Below are 17,240 nucleotides of genomic sequence, written 5' to 3' on the forward strand. Positions count from 1 at the left end.
TTTAATCCATCGCCTGAAATTTTTCAGACGGCCTTTTGCAATTTGGCGATAGAAGTTGAAACAAAATATCGCTTCAATTTCAATCGTCTTCATTTTGTGTCTAATTTTTCAACAATGTGCCTGCCAGCCAAATATTGAATGCCACGCCGATGGTAACCGTCATGCCGAACGCGGCAACAGCGGGTGTGCTGCTGATGGCGAGCAGGGCAAAGGAAATGGCTGTCGTCGCGGCGGCAAGCAGCATGCCGCCTAATTTTGCCGGGGCGCTGTGGTGTGCGGTGGCGGCATAGACGGCATAGTCCACGCCGATGGCGGACACTAAAAGCAGGCCGAACATGGCAAACAGGCTGACGGGAATGCCTGCCAAACCGAGTACGGCAACGGTGCAGATGGCCGCGGCCAGCGGCACGGCAAGTATTTTGCTGCCGCGTTTGAAACCAAACATTTTCCACAAGAGCAACCATGCCAACGCATAGGAAGCCAGTTTTAACCATGCAGCCTGATTGCGCGTGTGGTGGAAAAGTTCGTTTAAGTGGGCGCGCTTGTCTGCCCAGTGTACGCCGGAGACGTGTTGAGCTACGGCGCGTACGGCAGCTTCATCGGTCATGCCGTTCAAACGCACGACGGCAGCAAAACGGCCTGGTTCCACTTCGCCCAAATATAAGGAACGCCAAGCTTCTGCCAAATCGGTATTTAGGCCGTCTGAAAGCGACAATGGTTGCGTATTGGCGGCTTGCAGCAGGGCATCACGCACGGTTTTGCGCGGAATACCGATTTCTGTGAGCGGTTTCCAGCTATCAGGCAATTTGGTCAATTCGCGCAGGCGGTTTTGCAGTTTTTGCTGTTCCGTTGTCGGCAGGATGAATTGGTCGGGCGATTGGATGCCGGACAGTTTGCCTTGCGCGATTAAGGGCTGCAGGGAGCGGCTGAGTTCGGCGGTTTTTTTCAACAGGGCATCTTCGCTTTGTGCTTTGGCCACCAAATATTTGCCGCCAAAATCTGTACCGCTCAATTGGCCGATTTGTTGTACTTCGGTCAACATCGCGGTCGGCATATTGACCCATTGACGGATGTCGTCACGCCAGTCGCTGCGCCACAGTCCGACTGCCAGCAAAATTCCGCCCACGATTAACCAGCCGCGTTTGTGCAGGCGGTTTTTCAGACGGCCTGACAAGGAATAGAGCTTTTCAGTTAATGCGGCAAAAGGCACAGTTTTTGCACGGTAGCGGCGAAACAGCGGCGGCAGCCATAAAACGGTGGCACCAAACGCGCCAAATAAAGCGAATCCTGAAAATACCGCAGTTTGGCGCAGTACAGGCAAAGGGGTAAACCACAACAGCGCGTAGCCCAAGACGGTAATCGTCAGGCTGACGGCAAAACTCGGCAAGACATGTTTCATTGCCGATTCAGCCTGCCAAACGGTCTTTTCAGACGGCCCGAATACTGACGGAGCAAGCCAGTGCAACGGGAAATCCACCAACATACCCACCAGGCTGGTGCCTATGACGATGGTCAGGATATGCACTTCGCCGAAGGTTAATAACGCAACTGCCAATCCGGTCAACATACCGGCCGCCAGCGGCAAGGACAGCAAAAATACCCGGCCGCTGCGGAAGACCCACAGCAGCAGCGCAAAGGTCAGCCCAAGTCCGACCATGCTCATCAGCCGACTTTCTTTTTCTGCGGCTGCTTTGGATACGGCGGCGAACAATGCGCCACCTGCGCTTAAGGTTTCCGCGCCGTTTTCCGAAGCGATTTGACGGCTTTGCGCCATCAGCGGCAAGAGGGCATCGTTGCCGGAAAATTGATCGCCGCCGGCGAGCCGTCCGCGCAAAAATACCCAAGTTTTGCCTTTGTCTTCGGCAAAGAGCATGCCATTGTCCATGTCCCACTGCAAGCGGCTTTGCGGATTGGCTTTGTCGGCAACAAAGCGTCCGAAGCCCAGCCAGTCTTGTTCTAAAGACAAAGGCGAGGGGGCGGCAAACGGATTGGCCGCGGCTTCTGCACGCGCTTGAAAATAGGCTTGCGGCTGCTCAAACAGCAGGCGTATTTCATCTTGCGGCAAAACCGCCAAGCTCAGTTTCTGCATATCTGCCCGCACTTTGTCCAAATTCGGCGTAATGCTGCTGTCGACTTGTTCAAATACGCCGCTTTTGCGCCATGCGTCGGCAATTTGTGAGGCCGTCTGAAAAGCGGTTTCGGCATCGGTACTGCCTGCAAGCAAAATGACTTGTGAATTGAGCTGCGCTTCTGCGGCTTTATCCGCGGCCGTCAGTAAGGCATCGGGTTGCTGCTCGCTTGGCAACAACGCGGTCAAATCGGTTTGGATGCGCGCTTGTGAAGCAAAGGCATAAACCAAAAACAGGGTAAGAAACAGGATAAGGGCAGTATAGAGGCGGTTTAGGAGGCGAAGATTCATCGTTCAGACGGCCTTTTGCAAATGCTGCTGTTGGGGTGTGGAATAAGTAAAAGTGCAGTAAATTAAATCAGATTATTATTATTTTGTCAGTTGTTAGATAGTTTGCCGGTCGGTTAAATCATTGGGCTTGAGCGAACCGAAAAACTGCCATTGCAGGGCGATGGCTTTTCCCTTCCAAACGCAGGCAAGTGCCATCGTATCCGCCAAAATCACGCTTGTGCCGTGCCAATCGGTTTGCTTTCCAGCGCGTAAACCGACGAGTTGCCCTGAATCGAAAACATAGCCGACCGATTTCATGTCTGACGGGAAATCCAAATTCGCCGCTTTAATCAATGCTTCCTTGAAACACCACAATCGGTAAAACGTTTCAGACGGCCAGTTTGCCGTTTCCAAAAAGTCTTGTTCTTCCTGCGTGCAGACCAAAGACGACAGCTCTTTGAAATCACGCGGGCGGATAAATTCGATATCGACACCGGCTGTTAAGGGATGAGGCGCACACAATAAAGCGGCAAAGCCTTGGCTGTGGCTCAGCGATACAGTCGCTAAATCGGTTTGCTGTTTTAACGCGCGGCTGACTTGCCAGTCTTGACGCTGCGCCAGTTGCGGCGTGGCAGCCAAACGTTGGGAATCGGCTGCGTTTAGAGACGCATGGTCGTAGCAGGCGGCAAAAGACGGATCGGCCAGCAGGCAGTGAAGGGGTGTTGTATCCATAAAATAGAAAAATGCCAAACTTCATATTGAAGTCCGGCATTTTTGACATTGCTTAGTGGAAGCTGCCTTTCAAAACCACACGGCTGTTGAATGTAGCGATGTGGCATTCGTATTCGTTACCGCCTTTGGTTACTTTGTCAAAGTAGCTAACCAGATGAACGGATTTGGCTTTTTTACGAAGTGCAGTGCTTTGGAAGCGTTTAACCGCGCTCAGGAATGCGCGTTGGCAGGTTTCATCAGGAGTTTTGCCGACTGAGTTGGAGATTTGACGGGAAGTCAAAGTCGCGCCGGACGTACTGCCGTAGTGAACGCGGATGCTAGGATTCAAAGCGGATTTGGCTTCGGCAGAGTTCAAAGCCACATCGACTTTACACATATAGATATCGTTTTGACCTTTGCCATTGACTTTATGGCCTTCACCCATGCTGCGGCAGGCAGAACCGGCTGCAGTTGTTTTTTGAGTAGAAGTTTGAGAGGAGGAAGTAGATGGTTGGGAATTGCCGGATTGTGAGCAGGCGGCAAGCATCAGGGCGGATACGGCAACCAAAGCAGAAAAACGTAACATACGAACTCCTTTGTAATAATGGGCGTAGAAAAAGTTTACAGAAAGCAGAATCATTTTAACATATATGAAAGAAGTATAAAAATAGGGTTATGCAAAAAAATATTATATTTTTATTTAAATGATTTCATGGCGTTAAGAAAGTTTGAGGCGGTAATGCTTGACGAAGGAAGGGAGAAAGCGTATATTGCGGTCTTCCTTAGGAGTAATGGCTGAGAGGCTGAAGGCACTTCCCTGCTAAGGAAGCATGTGGGGTCAACCTGCATCGAGGGTTCGAATCCCTCTTACTCCGCCAAATATGAAAGACACCGTTTATACGGTGTCTTTTTTATTATCCGGAATTTCTTGAAATCCAAGGCCGTCTGAAAGTGTGAAATGAACGATTTGATTATTCTAAACAAGCCTTATGGCGTGATTTGCCAGTTTGCTGCACATGAAAAACATCAGTGTCTTAAGGATTTTGTCGAGAAACCGGGATTTTATCCAGCCGGACGTTTGGATACGGACAGCGAGGGTTTGCTGCTGCTGACCAATAATGGCCGTTTGCAGGCGCAGATTGCTGACCCGAAATTTAAGCAGGTTAAAACTTATTGGGCGCAGGTGGAGGGTTCTCCAGATGAAGCTAAATTGGATTTATTGCGCCGTGGCGTAGATTTGGGCGATTTTGTCACCCGTCCGGCAGAGGTCAGGGTATTGGAGGAGGGCGAAGCGGATGTTTTATGGCCGCGCGTGCCGCCGATTCGCGTGCGCAAGTCCGTGCCTGATTTTTGGGTGGAAATCAAAATTTCGGAAGGGAAAAACCGCCAAGTGCGAAGGATGACGGCGAAAGCAGGCTTTCCATGTTTACGCTTGGTCCGTGTGGCAATAGGTCGTCTGAATCTATTCGATTTGGGCTTGGCGCTTGGTCAATGGACGTTTGCGCCGCATAAACCTTGATTAAGGTCATTAAAATTAATATTAATAATAAAATACTAATTCATGAAATTGTCTGATAAAATATTAAATATTGTTATTTATATTTAATATTTATTTATTTTTGTGAAATTTAAAATCACTACCTGAGGTTATGAAATGTCAGAACATACTACGCTGATTATTAATTGGAAAGGTCCATATTCATACGATGATATTACCAACAATCCAGAATTGAGAAATGGATTGTATCTTGCGGCAGGCAAACAAAAATATGAAAGAGGTGATAATTCCATCCAATATTGTGGAATTACGGAAGGAAATTTCTCCTCAAGATTTAGGAATCATCACAAACTCCCACTTATTACAAGAGAACAGGAATTTTGGTTGGGAACAGTGGCTGTACCAGCAAATGCGAGCCGTTATTATCTTGAAATGGCTGAAGCCCTGATTATTTATTTCTGGCAACCCTCTTTAAACGAAAAGAAAAAAATTTCTCCGCCTAAATCAACAACAGTAATAAATTATTGGTTCACAAAAGACGGACAGCCTAGATTTAACCAGCGAGCTATTTATAGAGATTTACCAGATGTTCTATCATGGGATACAGAACATTGGAGGACAGGTAACCTAACTGTTTACACAGATTACTAAAATCTTATTTCTCAAAAATATCTTAATTTTAAAATATAGATAAAAAGGTCGTCTGAAAACCCTGCAATACGGTTTTCAGACGACCTTTGTCATTAGAGATTAATGATGTGAATGACCGATTTGGAAAGTCAGTGTGGTGTAGTTCGCCTGTTTTTGGCACACGCTTTGATCAGGGAAATCGGCTTTGTGTTCTACGCTGGCTTTCCAGAAACCTTGGCGCAATGGAATGATGCTGACTTCGCCTTTGTCATCCGTAGTGTCGGAGAAGGCTTGGGCTTCGGTTTTATGGGTTTTGCTGCGGTCGCTGGTGTCGAAGCCGTCAAATGTAGCGGTAACGGTAGCATTGGGCAGCGGCTCGCCATTGAAGAGGACACGGACTTTGAAGCGTTCGCCGACGTGGACGTTGGCAGGGTTGTCCAAAGGTACGATTTCCAAATGTTGACCGACTTGCTTGGTGATGATGGCGGTATCTGCGCTTTCATGGCCGACATTGACAATGTTTTTACCGAACATACGGGTTTGCTCGCAATAGCTTGCATCAGGCATTTCTTTGATGCTTGCCTGCTTCCAGCCCGTGCTGTTTTTTGACCAGAAAGTCGGTTGGTATTCGGCAGTTACCAAGTAGCTACCGTCTTTGACCGGCAATTTGCTGCGGTATTGGTAATTGTATGTACCTTTTTGAATCATGTTTTCTTTGCCTTTTTCAGTCACCAGTTGCATGGGTTTGCTGAAAATGTGTAGGCGGTCTTTGGCGATCGGCTCAAGCTCCGGGAATTCGCCATAGCCCAATTCGGCTTCAAGGTATTCGCCGCCATGTGTGTGGGCGGTTTCAACCCAAACGCGATGGGCGTGGGCGGCAGTGCTGAACAGGAAGGCGGATGCGATAAGCAAAGCAGTTTTTTTCAAGATTTCTCTCCGATTTTCGATGTGTAGAAAAGATAGAATAAAATAGTTCGTTATAGTATAACAAAATTATTTAAATTTAAAGAGAGGCCGTCTGAAAGTTTTCAGACGGCCTTTTAGATGATTGTTTTTTGAGGCGGATTATCGAAACGGTTTAGTCCCCGTTACGACAAACGTCAATCGCTTCCTGCAAACTGCTGACGCCGTAGATTTTCAGGTTTGGAAATTCTTTGGCATGGCGTGGCATATTGGCTTTTGGGACGATGGCGCGTTTGAAGCCGAGTTTTTCCGCTTCTTTGAGCCGCTCTTGTCCGCGTGCAACAGGGCGCACTTCGCCGCTTAAGCCGATTTCGCCGAAGGCGACCATTTTTTCGGGCAGCGGGCGGTTGCGGAAGCTGGAGAGCATGGCGAGGATGACAGCGAGGTCGGCGGCAGGTTCGCCGATTTTGACGCCGCCGACGGCGTTGAGGAACACGTCTTGGTCGAAGCAGGCGATGCCGCCGTGGCGGTTGAGGACGGCGAGCAGCATGGCAAGGCGGTTTTGTTCGAGGCCGACTGTGAGGCGTTTGGGGGTGAAGCCGTGCGCGTCATCGACCAATGCCTGAATTTCGACCAGAAGCGGGCGGCTGCCTTCCTGCGTGACCAAAACGCACGAGCCGGGCGTGTCGTCGCGGTAGCTGGCGAGGAAGATGGCGGACGGGTTGGACACGCCTTTCAAACCGTTTTCGGTCATGGCGAACACGCCCAATTCGTTTGCCGCGCCGAAGCGGTTTTTGATGGCGCGTATCATGCGGTAGTTGGAATGTTGGTCGCCCTCGAAATACAGCACGGTATCGACCATGTGTTCCAGCACGCGCGGGCCGGCAATCGCGCCGTCTTTGGTAACGTGTCCGACCAGTATCATGGCGATGCCCATCTGTTTTGCCATACGCGTCAGTTGGGCGGCGCATTCGCGTACCTGCGATACGGAGCCGGGGGCGGAGGTGATTTGGTCGGAATACATGGTTTGGATGGAGTCAATGACGACGACTTCGGGCTGATGCTGTTTCAAGGCCGTCTGAATCGCTTCCATGCGGATTTCAGCAAGCAGGTTCACGCCTTCAGTGGGCAGTTCCAAACGCTGCGCGCGCAGGGCGACTTGTTGGGCGGATTCTTCACCGGAAACGTACAGTACTTTGCGGCTTTGCGCCATTTTGGCGATGGTTTGCAACAGCAGCGTGGATTTGCCGATGCCGGGGTCGCCGCCGAGCAGGATAACCGCGCCATCGACTAGGCCGCCGCCCAATACGCGGTCGAGTTCACCCATACCGGTCGGATTGCGCGGCACTTCGGTGGCGGTAACGGCGGAGAGGGATTGGACGGTCGAGGTGTCCGCCGCCCAAGATTGGAAGCGGGCGTTTTTCGGTTCGGGCGCGGCTAGGCTTTCCTGAAGTGTGTTCCACTCGCCGCAATGCGGGCATTTGCCTTGCCATTTCGGGGAAGTGCCGCCGCATTCGGTGCATTGGTAGATGGTTTTGGGGGCTTTTGCCATGATGTTTTCCCTGTGGAATATTTGATGTGTGAAAAGGTCGTCTGAAAACAATCATATCGTTTTCAGACGACCTTTTTTATTGAGAAATAACAGGTTTATTTTTTGCTGTCTTTATCTGCATCTTTTTTCGGCGCAGGTTTTTTCGCTGCCAAACCCAAAGATTTTTGCCATTCGGCTGGATTTTTCACCAAGTCCAAGGCTTTACGGAGTTGATCGTCTTTGACCGGATTTGGAATGCGGCGGCTGGAGATGTCTTCATCTTTGTCTTTTTTAGACTTGTCTTTATCGGCTTTGGTTTCGGCGTTGGCAGGCGTTTCAGTGCTGCTGTTGACGTCTTGGCCGCCCAACGGATTGCCGATATGGCCGACCAAATCGGCTTCGCGGCTTTCAAAGGCGCGGTCTTTATCTTTGACTTCAACGTCAGGAACAATGCCTTGTGCTTGAATCGAGCGGTCGTTTGGCGTGTAGTAAAGGGCAGTGGTCAGTTTGACTGCGCTGCCGCCGGAAAGCGGAATCAGGGTTTGCACTGAGCCCTTGCCGAAACTTTGTGTGCCGACGACGACGGCGCGCTTGTAGTCTTGCAATGCGCCGGCAACGATTTCGGAAGCGGAGGCCGAGCCTGCGTTAATCAGGACGGTCATTGGAATGGTTTTCAGCTCGGCAGGCAATCCGGCCAACGGGTCTTTGCCGCTGGTGGTGATGTAGTCTTCGGCAGTTGCTTTGAGAACCATGCCTTCTTTTTTGTTGCGGCCTTTAGTGCTGACAACGGTGACGTCAGGTTGTAAGAAGGCTGCGGATACGCCGACTGCGCCATTGAGCAGGCCGCCCGGGTCGTCGCGCAAGTCGAGGATGATGCCTTTGAGCGGGCCTTTGTTTTCTTTGACAAGAGCTTGTGCGGCTTCATTCAGCGCGGCAACGGTGCGTTCTTGGAATTGGGAGACGCGGATGTAGCCGTAGTCTTTTTCAAGCAGGTGATGGCGTACGCTTTTGACTTTGATGATGGCGCGGGTCAGGTTGACGACGATGGGTTTGTCGGCATTTTTGCGTGAAAGGGTCAGGGTGATTTTGGTACCCGGTTTGCCGCGCATTTTTTTGACGGCTTCGCTGACGGTCAGGCCGCGTGTAGAGGTATTGTCGATTTTGACGATGAAGTCGCCACTTTTCACGCCGGCGCGTTCTGCCGGAGTGTCTTCAATCGGGGCAACGACTTTGACAAAGCCATCTTCTTGTCCGATTTCCATGCCCAAGCCGCCGAATTCGCCGCTGGTGGATTCTTTCATTTCGGCATAGCCTTTTTTGTCCATATACTCGGAATGCGGATCGAGGTCGGACACCATGCCTTTCATTGCACCTTCAAAGAGCTCGGCGTCTGGTTTGTCTTGGTAATAGTTGGCTTTGATTTGGCCGTACACTTCTGCCATGGTGCGGATGGTTTGCACGGGCAGGGCCTCGTTGTCTTTTTTGTCTTTTTCGGCGGCAAAACTTTGTACACTCAGACTGAGGGCGATGCCGCTAAACGCGCCGAGAGTGTAGATTGCAACTTTTTTCAAAGTGGATTTTGTTGACATTCGTTTGACTTTCTTTTTGTGTACGGTAAGCAAAGTGGTTTTTGTTTTCTCTGAACCCGTTGACTTTATGTGATTTAAACGCTTGGAACAATAAGTTTAAGGTAAAAGTTTGTTGTTTAATGTGCTGAACAGGCGTGAAAATCGTGTTTTATTGTAGTTTATGATGAAATTCAGACGGCCTGAAGGGGAAAACTCACTCAGGCCGTCTGAAACATCAGTTAATCCAGGAAAGCGGATTCATGACTTGTCCGTTGTAGCGGACTTCAAGGTAAAGGCCGGTTTCGCCCGACGGCAAAGTGCCGCTGGTGCCAATCTTGCTGCCGGCATTGACGGCGTAGTTTTGGGCGATGTCGATTTCGTTTAGGCCGGAGTAAATGCTGACATAGCCGTCACCGTGGTCGAGGACGACTACTTTGCCGTAGCCTTCAAGTTCGCCGGCAAAAGTGACTGTACCGGAAGCAATGCTGCTGACCGGAGCAGGAACGGTATTGTAGAACACGCCTTTCCAAACTTCACCATCGCCACGGTCTTGACCGAACAGGCCTGCCAGTGTGCCGTTGACCGGTTTTTTCAGACGGCCTTGCATACGGCTGAAGCTGTTGGCGTTGCTGACGGTAAAGCCTTGGGTGTTCGGGGCTTGCAGTTTCATGTCTTCGTCAGTCAGCGTGGACATGGCGGCGCGTTCGGCTTCGGCTTTTTGTTGGGCGGCAGCCTGCTCTTTGCGGGCTTTTTCGGCAGCGGCCAAGCGGGCTTCGGCGGCTTTTTTACGTGCTTCGGCTTCGGCTTTGCGTTGCTCGGCTTTGCGTTTTTCCAAATCTTTCAAGAGATTGTTGAGGCGTTGCTCGTTTTCTCTGTGGTTGATTTTCTTTTGCGCTTCTTTGGCCATTTGCGCGTTTTGACGGCGGCTTTCAGCTTGTTCGGCGGTATTGGTTACACCTTGTTGACGCAAAGAAGCTTGGATATTGGCTTGCAGTTTTTTCAGGTAAGCCAATTCATTGTTGATTTTTTGCTCTTGCGCTGCCAGCTCTTTCTGTTGTTTTTCCAAGTCTCTCATGACTTGGTCGTTGGCGTTGTTGATATAACGCGTGTAACGCAGGAAGCGGGTCTTTTGACCGGCATCGGCGTTTTTCAGGAAGAGGGCGACCGCGTTGGGCTGGCTGTTTTTATAGTTGCCGGACACAAAGCGCGAAATTTGGGCGCGCGTGTTGGAAACTTCGGCTTTCAACTGGTTGGCATCGGCATTGAGCTTTTGGAATTTTTCCCATGCGTCGCGTTGTTTGCGGTTGATGCCGGAGAGGTTGTTGCGTGTTTGTTGCAGCTGTTTGAGCGTGGCATTGACATGGATAATGAAACCCTCGTTGCGTTTGGCAAGGGATTTTTTGGTTTCCATATCGTTGGCGGCGGCAGTTACGGCTGCTTTGAACTCGTTGTCGGCTGAAGAAGTGGCTTTATGCTCAACTTTAGGCTCGGCTTTTTTGTTTTGCTCTTTGGTTTTTGTGTCTTTTTTAGCGTCTTTTTTGTCTTCAACAGCTTTTTTAGCAGGCTCTTTGGCTTTGGTTTCCTTCGTGTCTGCTTTTTTTACGGGTTCTTTGGCTTTGCTGTCTTTTTTATCTTCAACAGGTTTCTTGTCTTGTTCTTTGGCTTTGCCGGATTTTGCGGCTGCGGCTTTTTTGTCTTTTGCCGTTTCTTTAGGCTCTTCGGCTTTGCGGTTGGCCTTTTTATTGTCGGCAGCTGCTTCGGCGGATTTAGCCGTTTTGTTTTTGGCTGAAGCGCGTTCGTTTTTGTCGGTGGTTTCCTTCTCTTTGGAGGCTTTGGCTTTAACCGCTTTTTTGTCTTCCTCTTTTTCTTTTACTGCTTGTTTTTTTGAGGTTTCTTTTTTGACATCTGCCTTGGCGGCTTCTTTCTCTTTTTTCACGGGCGCAGCCTTTTTGACGGTGGCCGCTTTTTCTTTCGGCGCGTCTTTGGCAGCATAGGTTGGCAGGGAGAAACTGAGCAACAGGGCGAGAATGAGGGGTTTGTAACGCATGGTTCGATCTTGCTATCAAAATAGGAACAATAGGACGGATTATACTGTCTGTCAGGCCGTCTGAAAATAATATCGGGTTGCAATATGGACGAACGGTCTTATATAGTAACGATAGAGTAGGCGGATGGGATTTAAGTCTGCCTGGAAACTGACAGTCTGGATCGACAGGATATTATGAAAAAATATTTATTAGTAGTGTTGGGCGCCATGGTTTTGGCGGCTTGCGGTGACAATACCGATAAAATCGGACGCGCCAGTACGGTGTTTCATATGCTGGGTAAAAACGACCGTATTGAAGTGGAAGGTTTTGACGATCCTGATGTGCAGGGGGTTGCCTGTTATATTTCGTACGCGAAAAAAGGCGGTTTGAAAGAAACGGTCAATCTGGAAGAGGATGCCAGCGACGCATCGGTTTCATGTGTACAAAGTGCGGAAGTCATCCGTTATAACGAGGCTGCGGTTTTGAAACCGCGACAAGTGTTCAAACGCAGCGCCAGCATGGCATTTAAGAGCCAGCAGATTATCCGCTATTACGATCCGAAACGTAAATCTTTCGCTTATTTGGTATACAGCGATAAAATCGTTCAAGGCTCTCCGAAAAACTCTTTGAGCGCGGTATCGTGTTTTGCCCATGCGAAAACCGATACGCCGGTACCGGCAGGCGGTGCGGTTTACGGTGCGTGCGTGGTGGGCGCGCCGGTTGCCGACGGACAAAAATAATAAAATCAGCTTATAGATTAAAAGAATATGAATTTAGCCAACCATTTCCTGATTGCCATACCTCATATGGACGATCCGTTTTTTACGGATACGGTTATTTATGTGTGCGAACACGATGAAGAAGGTGCGCTGGGCATCATCATCAACAAGCCTTCGCCGATTACCATGGACATGATTTTCGCCGCCGCCGACCGCAATATCCCGTTGCGCCTGCAACATGAAAACGTGATGATGGGCGGGCCGGTTCAGATTGAGCGTGGCTATGTCGTGCATACGCCGATCGGCCGCTGGCAAAACAGCATGGTGGTAACCGATAACGTCGCGCTGACTTCTTCGCGCGATGTGATTGAAAACCTGTCTAAAGAAGGTGCGGTTGATAAGGCTTTGATCAGCATTGGTTATTCAAAATGGGGTAAAGGGCAGTTGGAACACGAGTTGGCAGAAAATGTTTGGCTGACCGTCCCTGCGGACGAGCATATTCTGTTTGATGTGCCTTACGAACTCCGTTATGCCGCCGCTTTTGAAAAATTGGGCGTCAATCCGAATGCCTTGGTTTCAGGAGTCGGCCATGCCTGATGCACCAAAAGGCACGGTTTTGGCCTTTGACTTCGGTGAGGCGCGTATCGGCGTGGCGCAGGGCGATACCGAGTTGGGCATGACTCATCCGCTGGCGACGGTAACTGGCAACAGCAATGATGAGAAATTTGAGGCCATTGCCAAGCTAGTCAAAGAATGGCAACCCAAGTATTTTGTGGTTGGACTGCCGACACATACCGACGGCACGGAGCATGAGCTGACCCGTTTGAGCCGCAAGTTTGGCCGCCGTTTGCAGGGACGTTTTAACTTGCCGGTTTATTGGGTGGACGAAAGGATGTCTTCCCTATACGCGGAAAGCTTGCTTGCTGAAGCCCAAGTATTTGGCCGAAAACAAAAATCCGTACTTGACCAAGTAGCGGCGCAGGCGATTTTGCAAGGGTTTTTTGAAGGTGGCGCGGCCGAGTATTTCAATGGCCGCGAAGAATAGCATTATTCATTATAAAGGCCGTCTGAAACCGGGTTTCAGACGGCCTTTGTTTTATTACGGCTTTGGGATAAAAGAAGTTTAGTTTGGTTAAGCCTGATTTTTTTCAGTGCAAATTTTGCTACACTCCATTTTCTTTTTTAGACACAAATACAAGGAAAAAGTCATGGCACTCATGGAGAATCTTTTGAATGCGGCTACTCAAATGTTGGGTGGCAACAGCGAAAACGGCGCACAAGGTTCTCTGACCGATATGGCGATGGATTTGGTGAAACAGCAAGGCGGCGTGGGCAACCTGATCAACCAACTGCAACAAGGCGGTTTGGGCGATGCCCTGAGCAGCTGGGTTTCCAACCAATCCAGCAACCTGCCTGTGTCCGGCAGCGACCTGCAAAATGCGTTGGGCAGCGATACGGTAAACCAAATCGCGCAAAAATTCGGCGTGGATGCCGGTCAAGCAGGCGATTTGTTGGCAAAAGTATTGCCAGACTTGGTTGATAAAGCGACGCCTAACGGCACGGCTCAAGATGCGGATGGCTTCGGCTTGGACGACATCGCTTCTATGCTGCTGAAAAACTTTATGAAATAATGAGTTGAATCATTTGATAAGGCCGTCTGAATCCGTTCAGACGGCCTTATAACTTTTGGTTCACGGTAAATAACCAATAAGTCTTTTTCTGATGGAGGCGGATAGCTTATCATGCCCACTTCGTTTTATTACAAAAAAGGTCATAAAGATGTCACGTTTAACCATACACACAGTCGAAACCGCTCCTGAAGCTGCTAAACCACGCATTGAAGCCGTATTGAAAAACAACGGCTTTATTCCTAACCTGATCGGCGTTTTGGCCAATGCGCCTGAAGCTTTGGCGTTTTATCAAGAAGTTGGCAAGCTGAATGCGGCCAACAGCCTGACTGACGGCGAAGTTGAAGTTGTCCAAATCATTGCCGCCCGTACCAACGAATGCGGTTTCTGCGTTGCCGGCCACACCAAACTGGCTACCCTGAAAAAACTGCTGTCCGAACAATCCATCAAAGCCGCACGCGCATTGGCTGCAGGCGAGTTTGACGATGCCAAACTGGGTGCTTTGGCGACATTCACCCAAGCCGTTATGGCGAAAAAAGGCGCGGTATCCGACGACGAGCTGAAAGCTTTCTTCGATGCAGGCTACAACCAACAGCAAGCCGTTGAAGTCGTCATGGGTGTTGCTTTGGCAACCTTGTGCAACTACGTCAACAACCTTGCCAAAACTGAAATCAACCCTGAATTGCAGGCATTTGCCTAATCTCATCAAAGGCCGTCTGAAAATTCAGACGGCCTTTTAGTAAAAAGCAAGGATATCCTTGTTGCTAAGAATAATTCATGAGTAGAACCATCTACGCTTCAAACCTTATTCAGAGGAAAAAATCATGACACGCGAAGCTTTACTGAACAATGTTGCCGCACTCGTTAAAAGCAAGCTGAAACCATTGGTGGACGACATCGACCGCAAAGGCCTGTATCCGAAAGAATTTATGCTGGAATTGGGCAAAATCGGCGGTTTTGCCGCGACCGGTACGGTTGAAGAAGGCGGCAACGGTTTGGGTTTGGCAACGCAAATCGCCGTATTGCGTGAAATCGGTAAAGAATGCGGCGCCACTTCGTTCAGCGCATGGTGTCAGGCGGCTTGCGCGTGGTATCTGCACCAATCGCCCAATCAAGCGGTTAAAGACAAATATCTTGCCAATATTCTGCAGGGTAAAGTTTTGGCCGGTACGGGCATGTCCAATACCGTCAAACACCTTGCCGGCATTGAAAAACACAACCTGCAAGCCGAGCGCGTCGAGGGCGGCTACAAAGTCAACGGCTCTTTGCCTTGGGTATCCAATATCGGCGAAGACCATATTTGGGCGAATACCGCCCAAGTCGGCGACAGCTATGTGATGTTTATTACCGGCGGTCAATGGGAAGGCGTTACCCTGCAAGATTACCCTGAGTTTTGCGGTTTGGAAGGCACGCGCACTTACAGCCTGAATTTTAAAGACGTGTTTATTCCCGATGAAGATGTGATTGCTTCGCCTGAGCAGTTCCAGTCTTATATTCCGACCATTAAAGCCGGTTTCATCTTGCTGCAAATAGGTATCGGCGCCGGTGTGATTGACGGTGCGCTCGGCATTATCCGCATGGCCAATGTAGTGAACGCTGAAGTGAACGCTTACCTCGACCACAGCTACGATGATTTGAAAGCCGCGTTGGACGGCGCATGGGCGGAAACCGAACGCCTTGCCGATAATGCATGGAACAATAAACCTGATACGCTGGCAACTTTGAAACTGCGTGAAGCCGCTGCTGTACTGGCACTGAACGCCACTCAATCTGCCGCACTGCATGCAGGCGCGAAAGGTTATCTGATGCGCAGTCCGGCGCAACGCCGCGTCCGCGAGGCCATGTTCGTCGCCATCGTAACACCGGCCATCAAACACCTGCGTAAAGAAATTGCCGCTTTGGAAGCAGCGCAATAAATCCAAAATATCAACAATAAAACACACGAAAGGCCGTCTGAAAATACGGTTTCAGACGGCCTTTTAAAATATAAGGAACACAAAATGGCTCAATATATGTGCGGCCCTTGCGGCTGGATTTACGACGAAGACCTCGGTGATCCCGAACACGGCCTGCCTGCCGGAACCAAGTTTGAGGATATTCCCGACGACTGGAAATGCCCTGAGTGCGGCGTAGGCAAAGAAGATTTTTATCTGTTGGATTTCGCGATATAACTTGATTGATTTAAAAAGGCCGTCTGAAATTTCAGACGGCCTTTGTTTTATCGGCGGTATAAAGCAACCATGGTTTCAGCCGCTTTAACGCAGCTTTCCACATCGGCAACCAAAGCGATGCGGACGTAGCCTTCGCCCGGATTGCCTTGTTCGGTATCGCGGGCGAGGAAGCGGCCGGGCAATACTTGGATAGCGGCTTTCTGCCACAGGTTGCGCGTAAATGCCAAGTCGTCGCCATTGGGAACTTTCAGCCAAATGTAGAACGATGCGTCAGGAAGTTTGACATCGAATGCCTGTTGCAAAATAGGGATGACGCGGTCGAATTTTTCTTGGTAGAGGCGGCGGTTGTCAATGACGTGTTCTTCATCATTCCAAGCGGCAATGCTGGCGCGTTGGACGGGAATGCTCATCGCGCTGCCGTGATAGGTGCGGTAGAGCAGGAAGTTTTTGAGCAGCTCGGCATCGCCTGCGACAAAGCCGGAACGCAAACCGGGGACATTGGAGCGTTTGGACAGGCTGGTAAACATAATAATGTTGCGTGTGCCGCGTCCTAATTGCGCCGCAGCCTGCAGGCCGCCGATTGGTTTGTTGCCGTCAAAATAGATTTCGGAATAGCATTCGTCAGAGGCAATAACGAAGCCGTATTTGTCTTGCAAATCAAAAATTTCTTTCCAGTCTTCTAATTGCAGGACGCTGCCGCTCGGGTTGTTTGGCGAGCAGACGATCAGGACTTTGGTGCGTTGCCATACGTCTTCGGGCAGGCTGCTCCAATCGGGGTTGAAGCTGGGCGCAGGACAGTTGGCAAAATGGATTTCGCCGCCGCCCAAAATAGTCGCGCCTTCGTAAATTTGATAGAAAGGATTAGGGCTGATAACGACCGGTTTGGGGCCGTCTGAAGCCGGATTTAAAACGGTTTGGATAAAAGAGAACAAAGCTTCCCGGCTGCCCAATACCGGCAGGATTTCATTGTCGGGATTGAGGCTCAAACCATCATAACGGCGGGCAACCCATTCGGCGCAGGCTTGGCGCAGTTCGGGCAGGCCTGCGGTCAGCGGATATTTTTCCAGTTCGTGCAGGGAGGCGGTTAGCGCGTCGGTGATGACTTTGGGCGTCGGGTGTTTCGGCTCGCCGATTTGCAGATGAATGGGCGTTACACCCTCGGGTGCATCAATGCCTTGCATAGCTTCACGCAGGCGGGCGAAAGGATAGGGTTTGAGATGGTTCAATAATGGGTTCATGATGTTTCAGCCGGATAAATTCAGGCAACAATCTTAGCATTTTTTAGATAGATTGGGATAAAAAGGCCGTCTGAAAACAGGGTTTAAATGTGAACTGCACCCCAAAAGTTGGACATCCCCCCTCCAACTCACAAGGTGCAGTTTTTTATGAGCAAATATACATTACACTTCAAATACCAAGCCGTACTCCACTACCTGCACATACGCAGCTAACAGCG

17 protein-coding genes and 1 tRNA gene are annotated in these 17,240 nt (G+C 50.0%); 10 read left to right on the top strand and 8 right to left on the bottom strand.

The window, feature by feature from the left end:
* Nucleotides 1–100: 100 nt before the first annotated feature.
* The 3 genes from ACTHSQ_RS09915 to ACTHSQ_RS09925 all read right to left on the bottom strand — a co-directional run bounded on the left by ACTHSQ_RS09915 (nucleotide 101) and on the right by ACTHSQ_RS09925 (nucleotide 3,695).
* The gene (locus ACTHSQ_RS09915) at nucleotides 101–2,419 is read right to left on the bottom strand and encodes an MMPL family transporter (protein WP_440371897.1); all 2,319 of its coding nucleotides are present in this window, start codon (nucleotides 2,417–2,419) and stop codon (nucleotides 101–103) included.
* A 93-nt stretch (nucleotides 2,420–2,512) separates the two neighbouring features.
* Nucleotides 2,513–3,130, bottom strand: a complete 618-nt coding sequence (locus tag ACTHSQ_RS09920; RefSeq protein WP_137040991.1) for a 4'-phosphopantetheinyl transferase family protein — start codon at nucleotides 3,128–3,130, stop codon at nucleotides 2,513–2,515.
* A 52-nt stretch (nucleotides 3,131–3,182) separates the two neighbouring features.
* The gene (locus ACTHSQ_RS09925) at nucleotides 3,183–3,695 is read right to left on the bottom strand and encodes a hypothetical protein (RefSeq protein ID WP_003685285.1); all 513 of its coding nucleotides are present in this window, start codon (nucleotides 3,693–3,695) and stop codon (nucleotides 3,183–3,185) included.
* A gap of 199 nt (nucleotides 3,696–3,894) precedes the next feature.
* Here ACTHSQ_RS09925 and ACTHSQ_RS09930 point away from each other — a divergent pair.
* The 3 genes from ACTHSQ_RS09930 to ACTHSQ_RS09940 all read left to right on the top strand — a co-directional run bounded on the left by ACTHSQ_RS09930 (nucleotide 3,895) and on the right by ACTHSQ_RS09940 (nucleotide 5,258).
* A tRNA-Ser gene (locus tag ACTHSQ_RS09930) sits at nucleotides 3,895–3,987 on the top strand.
* Nucleotides 3,988–4,067: 80 nt separating this feature from the next.
* The gene (locus ACTHSQ_RS09935; protein ID WP_440371898.1) at nucleotides 4,068–4,628 is read left to right on the top strand and encodes a pseudouridine synthase; all 561 of its coding nucleotides are present in this window, start codon (nucleotides 4,068–4,070) and stop codon (nucleotides 4,626–4,628) included.
* Nucleotides 4,629–4,763: 135 nt separating this feature from the next.
* Nucleotides 4,764–5,258, top strand: a complete 495-nt coding sequence (locus tag ACTHSQ_RS09940; RefSeq protein WP_283121360.1) for a hypothetical protein — start codon at nucleotides 4,764–4,766, stop codon at nucleotides 5,256–5,258.
* A 99-nt stretch (nucleotides 5,259–5,357) separates the two neighbouring features.
* Here ACTHSQ_RS09940 and ACTHSQ_RS09945 read toward each other — a convergent pair whose 3' ends face one another.
* From ACTHSQ_RS09945 to ACTHSQ_RS09960, 4 genes are all read right to left on the bottom strand, one after another.
* Nucleotides 5,358–6,164, bottom strand: a complete 807-nt coding sequence (locus tag ACTHSQ_RS09945) for a DUF4198 domain-containing protein (protein WP_440371899.1) — start codon at nucleotides 6,162–6,164, stop codon at nucleotides 5,358–5,360.
* Nucleotides 6,165–6,315: 151 nt separating this feature from the next.
* Nucleotides 6,316–7,692, bottom strand: a complete 1,377-nt coding sequence (radA, locus tag ACTHSQ_RS09950) for a DNA repair protein RadA (RefSeq protein ID WP_440371900.1) — start codon at nucleotides 7,690–7,692, stop codon at nucleotides 6,316–6,318.
* 95 nt (nucleotides 7,693–7,787) lie between these two features.
* Nucleotides 7,788–9,260: a S41 family peptidase gene (locus tag ACTHSQ_RS09955; RefSeq protein ID WP_440371901.1), complete on the bottom strand. Its 1,473-nt coding sequence runs from the start codon at nucleotides 9,258–9,260 to the stop codon at nucleotides 7,788–7,790.
* Nucleotides 9,261–9,474: 214 nt separating this feature from the next.
* Entirely contained in the window at nucleotides 9,475–11,286 is a 1,812-nt protein-coding gene (locus ACTHSQ_RS09960; RefSeq protein WP_440371902.1) for a peptidoglycan DD-metalloendopeptidase family protein, read from the bottom strand.
* A gap of 174 nt (nucleotides 11,287–11,460) precedes the next feature.
* On the opposite strand from ACTHSQ_RS09960, the gene ACTHSQ_RS09965 reads away from it, so the two are divergent.
* The 7 genes from ACTHSQ_RS09965 (at nucleotide 11,461) to ACTHSQ_RS09995 (ending at nucleotide 15,784) form a co-directional block, all read left to right on the top strand.
* Entirely contained in the window at nucleotides 11,461–12,006 is a 546-nt protein-coding gene (locus tag ACTHSQ_RS09965; RefSeq protein ID WP_440371903.1) for a CreA family protein, read from the top strand.
* A 27-nt stretch (nucleotides 12,007–12,033) separates the two neighbouring features.
* A complete protein-coding gene (locus ACTHSQ_RS09970; RefSeq protein WP_440371904.1) occupies nucleotides 12,034–12,582 on the top strand; it encodes a YqgE/AlgH family protein in 549 nt (182 codons plus the stop codon).
* Nucleotides 12,575–13,030 carry a Holliday junction resolvase RuvX gene (gene ruvX / locus ACTHSQ_RS09975; RefSeq protein WP_440371905.1) on the top strand — a complete coding sequence of 152 codons (456 nt, stop codon included), beginning with the start codon at nucleotides 12,575–12,577 and terminating at the stop codon, nucleotides 13,028–13,030. The genes ACTHSQ_RS09970 and ruvX overlap by 8 nt, the downstream gene beginning before the upstream one ends.
* A 163-nt stretch (nucleotides 13,031–13,193) precedes the next feature.
* Entirely contained in the window at nucleotides 13,194–13,616 is a 423-nt protein-coding gene (locus tag ACTHSQ_RS09980) for a YidB family protein (protein ID WP_440371906.1), read from the top strand.
* A 148-nt stretch (nucleotides 13,617–13,764) separates the two neighbouring features.
* On the top strand, nucleotides 13,765–14,313 hold the full coding sequence (locus tag ACTHSQ_RS09985) for a carboxymuconolactone decarboxylase family protein (protein WP_003685141.1): 549 nt from the start codon (nucleotides 13,765–13,767) through the stop codon (nucleotides 14,311–14,313).
* 124 nt (nucleotides 14,314–14,437) lie between these two features.
* A complete protein-coding gene (locus tag ACTHSQ_RS09990; protein WP_440371907.1) occupies nucleotides 14,438–15,529 on the top strand; it encodes an acyl-CoA dehydrogenase family protein in 1,092 nt (363 codons plus the stop codon).
* An 84-nt stretch (nucleotides 15,530–15,613) separates the two neighbouring features.
* Complete coding sequence (locus tag ACTHSQ_RS09995; RefSeq protein ID WP_049328628.1) at nucleotides 15,614–15,784, top strand: rubredoxin; 171 nt, start codon at nucleotides 15,614–15,616, stop codon at nucleotides 15,782–15,784.
* A gap of 47 nt (nucleotides 15,785–15,831) precedes the next feature.
* On the opposite strand, the gene dapC is transcribed toward ACTHSQ_RS09995, so the two are convergent.
* Nucleotides 15,832–17,022 (bottom strand): succinyldiaminopimelate transaminase, encoded by a 1,191-nt coding sequence (gene dapC / locus ACTHSQ_RS10000; protein ID WP_003685143.1) that lies wholly within the window; start codon nucleotides 17,020–17,022, stop codon nucleotides 15,832–15,834.
* Between the last annotated feature and the right edge of the window lie 218 nt (nucleotides 17,023–17,240).

This window comes from Neisseria sp. P0009.S008 (assembly GCF_051958615.1).
GTDB lineage: Bacteria > Pseudomonadota > Gammaproteobacteria > Burkholderiales > Neisseriaceae > Neisseria > Neisseria subflava.

Coding starts and splice junctions, on each gene's coding strand:
- ACTHSQ_RS09915 (WP_440371897.1), bottom strand. CDS start 2,419: ATGAATCTTCGCCTCCTAAACCGCCTCTATACTGCCCTTATCCTGTTT.
- ACTHSQ_RS09920 (WP_137040991.1), bottom strand. CDS start 3,130: ATGGATACAACACCCCTTCACTGCCTGCTGGCCGATCCGTCTTTTGCC.
- ACTHSQ_RS09925 (WP_003685285.1), bottom strand. CDS start 3,695: ATGTTACGTTTTTCTGCTTTGGTTGCCGTATCCGCCCTGATGCTTGCC.
- ACTHSQ_RS09935 (WP_440371898.1), top strand. CDS start 4,068: ATGAACGATTTGATTATTCTAAACAAGCCTTATGGCGTGATTTGCCAG.
- ACTHSQ_RS09940 (WP_283121360.1), top strand. CDS start 4,764: ATGTCAGAACATACTACGCTGATTATTAATTGGAAAGGTCCATATTCA.
- radA (WP_440371900.1), bottom strand. CDS start 7,692: ATGGCAAAAGCCCCCAAAACCATCTACCAATGCACCGAATGCGGCGGC.
- ACTHSQ_RS09955 (WP_440371901.1), bottom strand. CDS start 9,260: ATGTCAACAAAATCCACTTTGAAAAAAGTTGCAATCTACACTCTCGGC.
- ACTHSQ_RS09960 (WP_440371902.1), bottom strand. CDS start 11,286: ATGCGTTACAAACCCCTCATTCTCGCCCTGTTGCTCAGTTTCTCCCTG.
- ACTHSQ_RS09965 (WP_440371903.1), top strand. CDS start 11,461: ATGAAAAAATATTTATTAGTAGTGTTGGGCGCCATGGTTTTGGCGGCT.
- ACTHSQ_RS09970 (WP_440371904.1), top strand. CDS start 12,034: ATGAATTTAGCCAACCATTTCCTGATTGCCATACCTCATATGGACGAT.
- ruvX (WP_440371905.1), top strand. CDS start 12,575: ATGCCTGATGCACCAAAAGGCACGGTTTTGGCCTTTGACTTCGGTGAG.
- ACTHSQ_RS09980 (WP_440371906.1), top strand. CDS start 13,194: ATGGCACTCATGGAGAATCTTTTGAATGCGGCTACTCAAATGTTGGGT.
- ACTHSQ_RS09985 (WP_003685141.1), top strand. CDS start 13,765: ATGTCACGTTTAACCATACACACAGTCGAAACCGCTCCTGAAGCTGCT.
- ACTHSQ_RS09990 (WP_440371907.1), top strand. CDS start 14,438: ATGACACGCGAAGCTTTACTGAACAATGTTGCCGCACTCGTTAAAAGC.
- ACTHSQ_RS09995 (WP_049328628.1), top strand. CDS start 15,614: ATGGCTCAATATATGTGCGGCCCTTGCGGCTGGATTTACGACGAAGAC.
- dapC (WP_003685143.1), bottom strand. CDS start 17,022: ATGAACCCATTATTGAACCATCTCAAACCCTATCCTTTCGCCCGCCTG.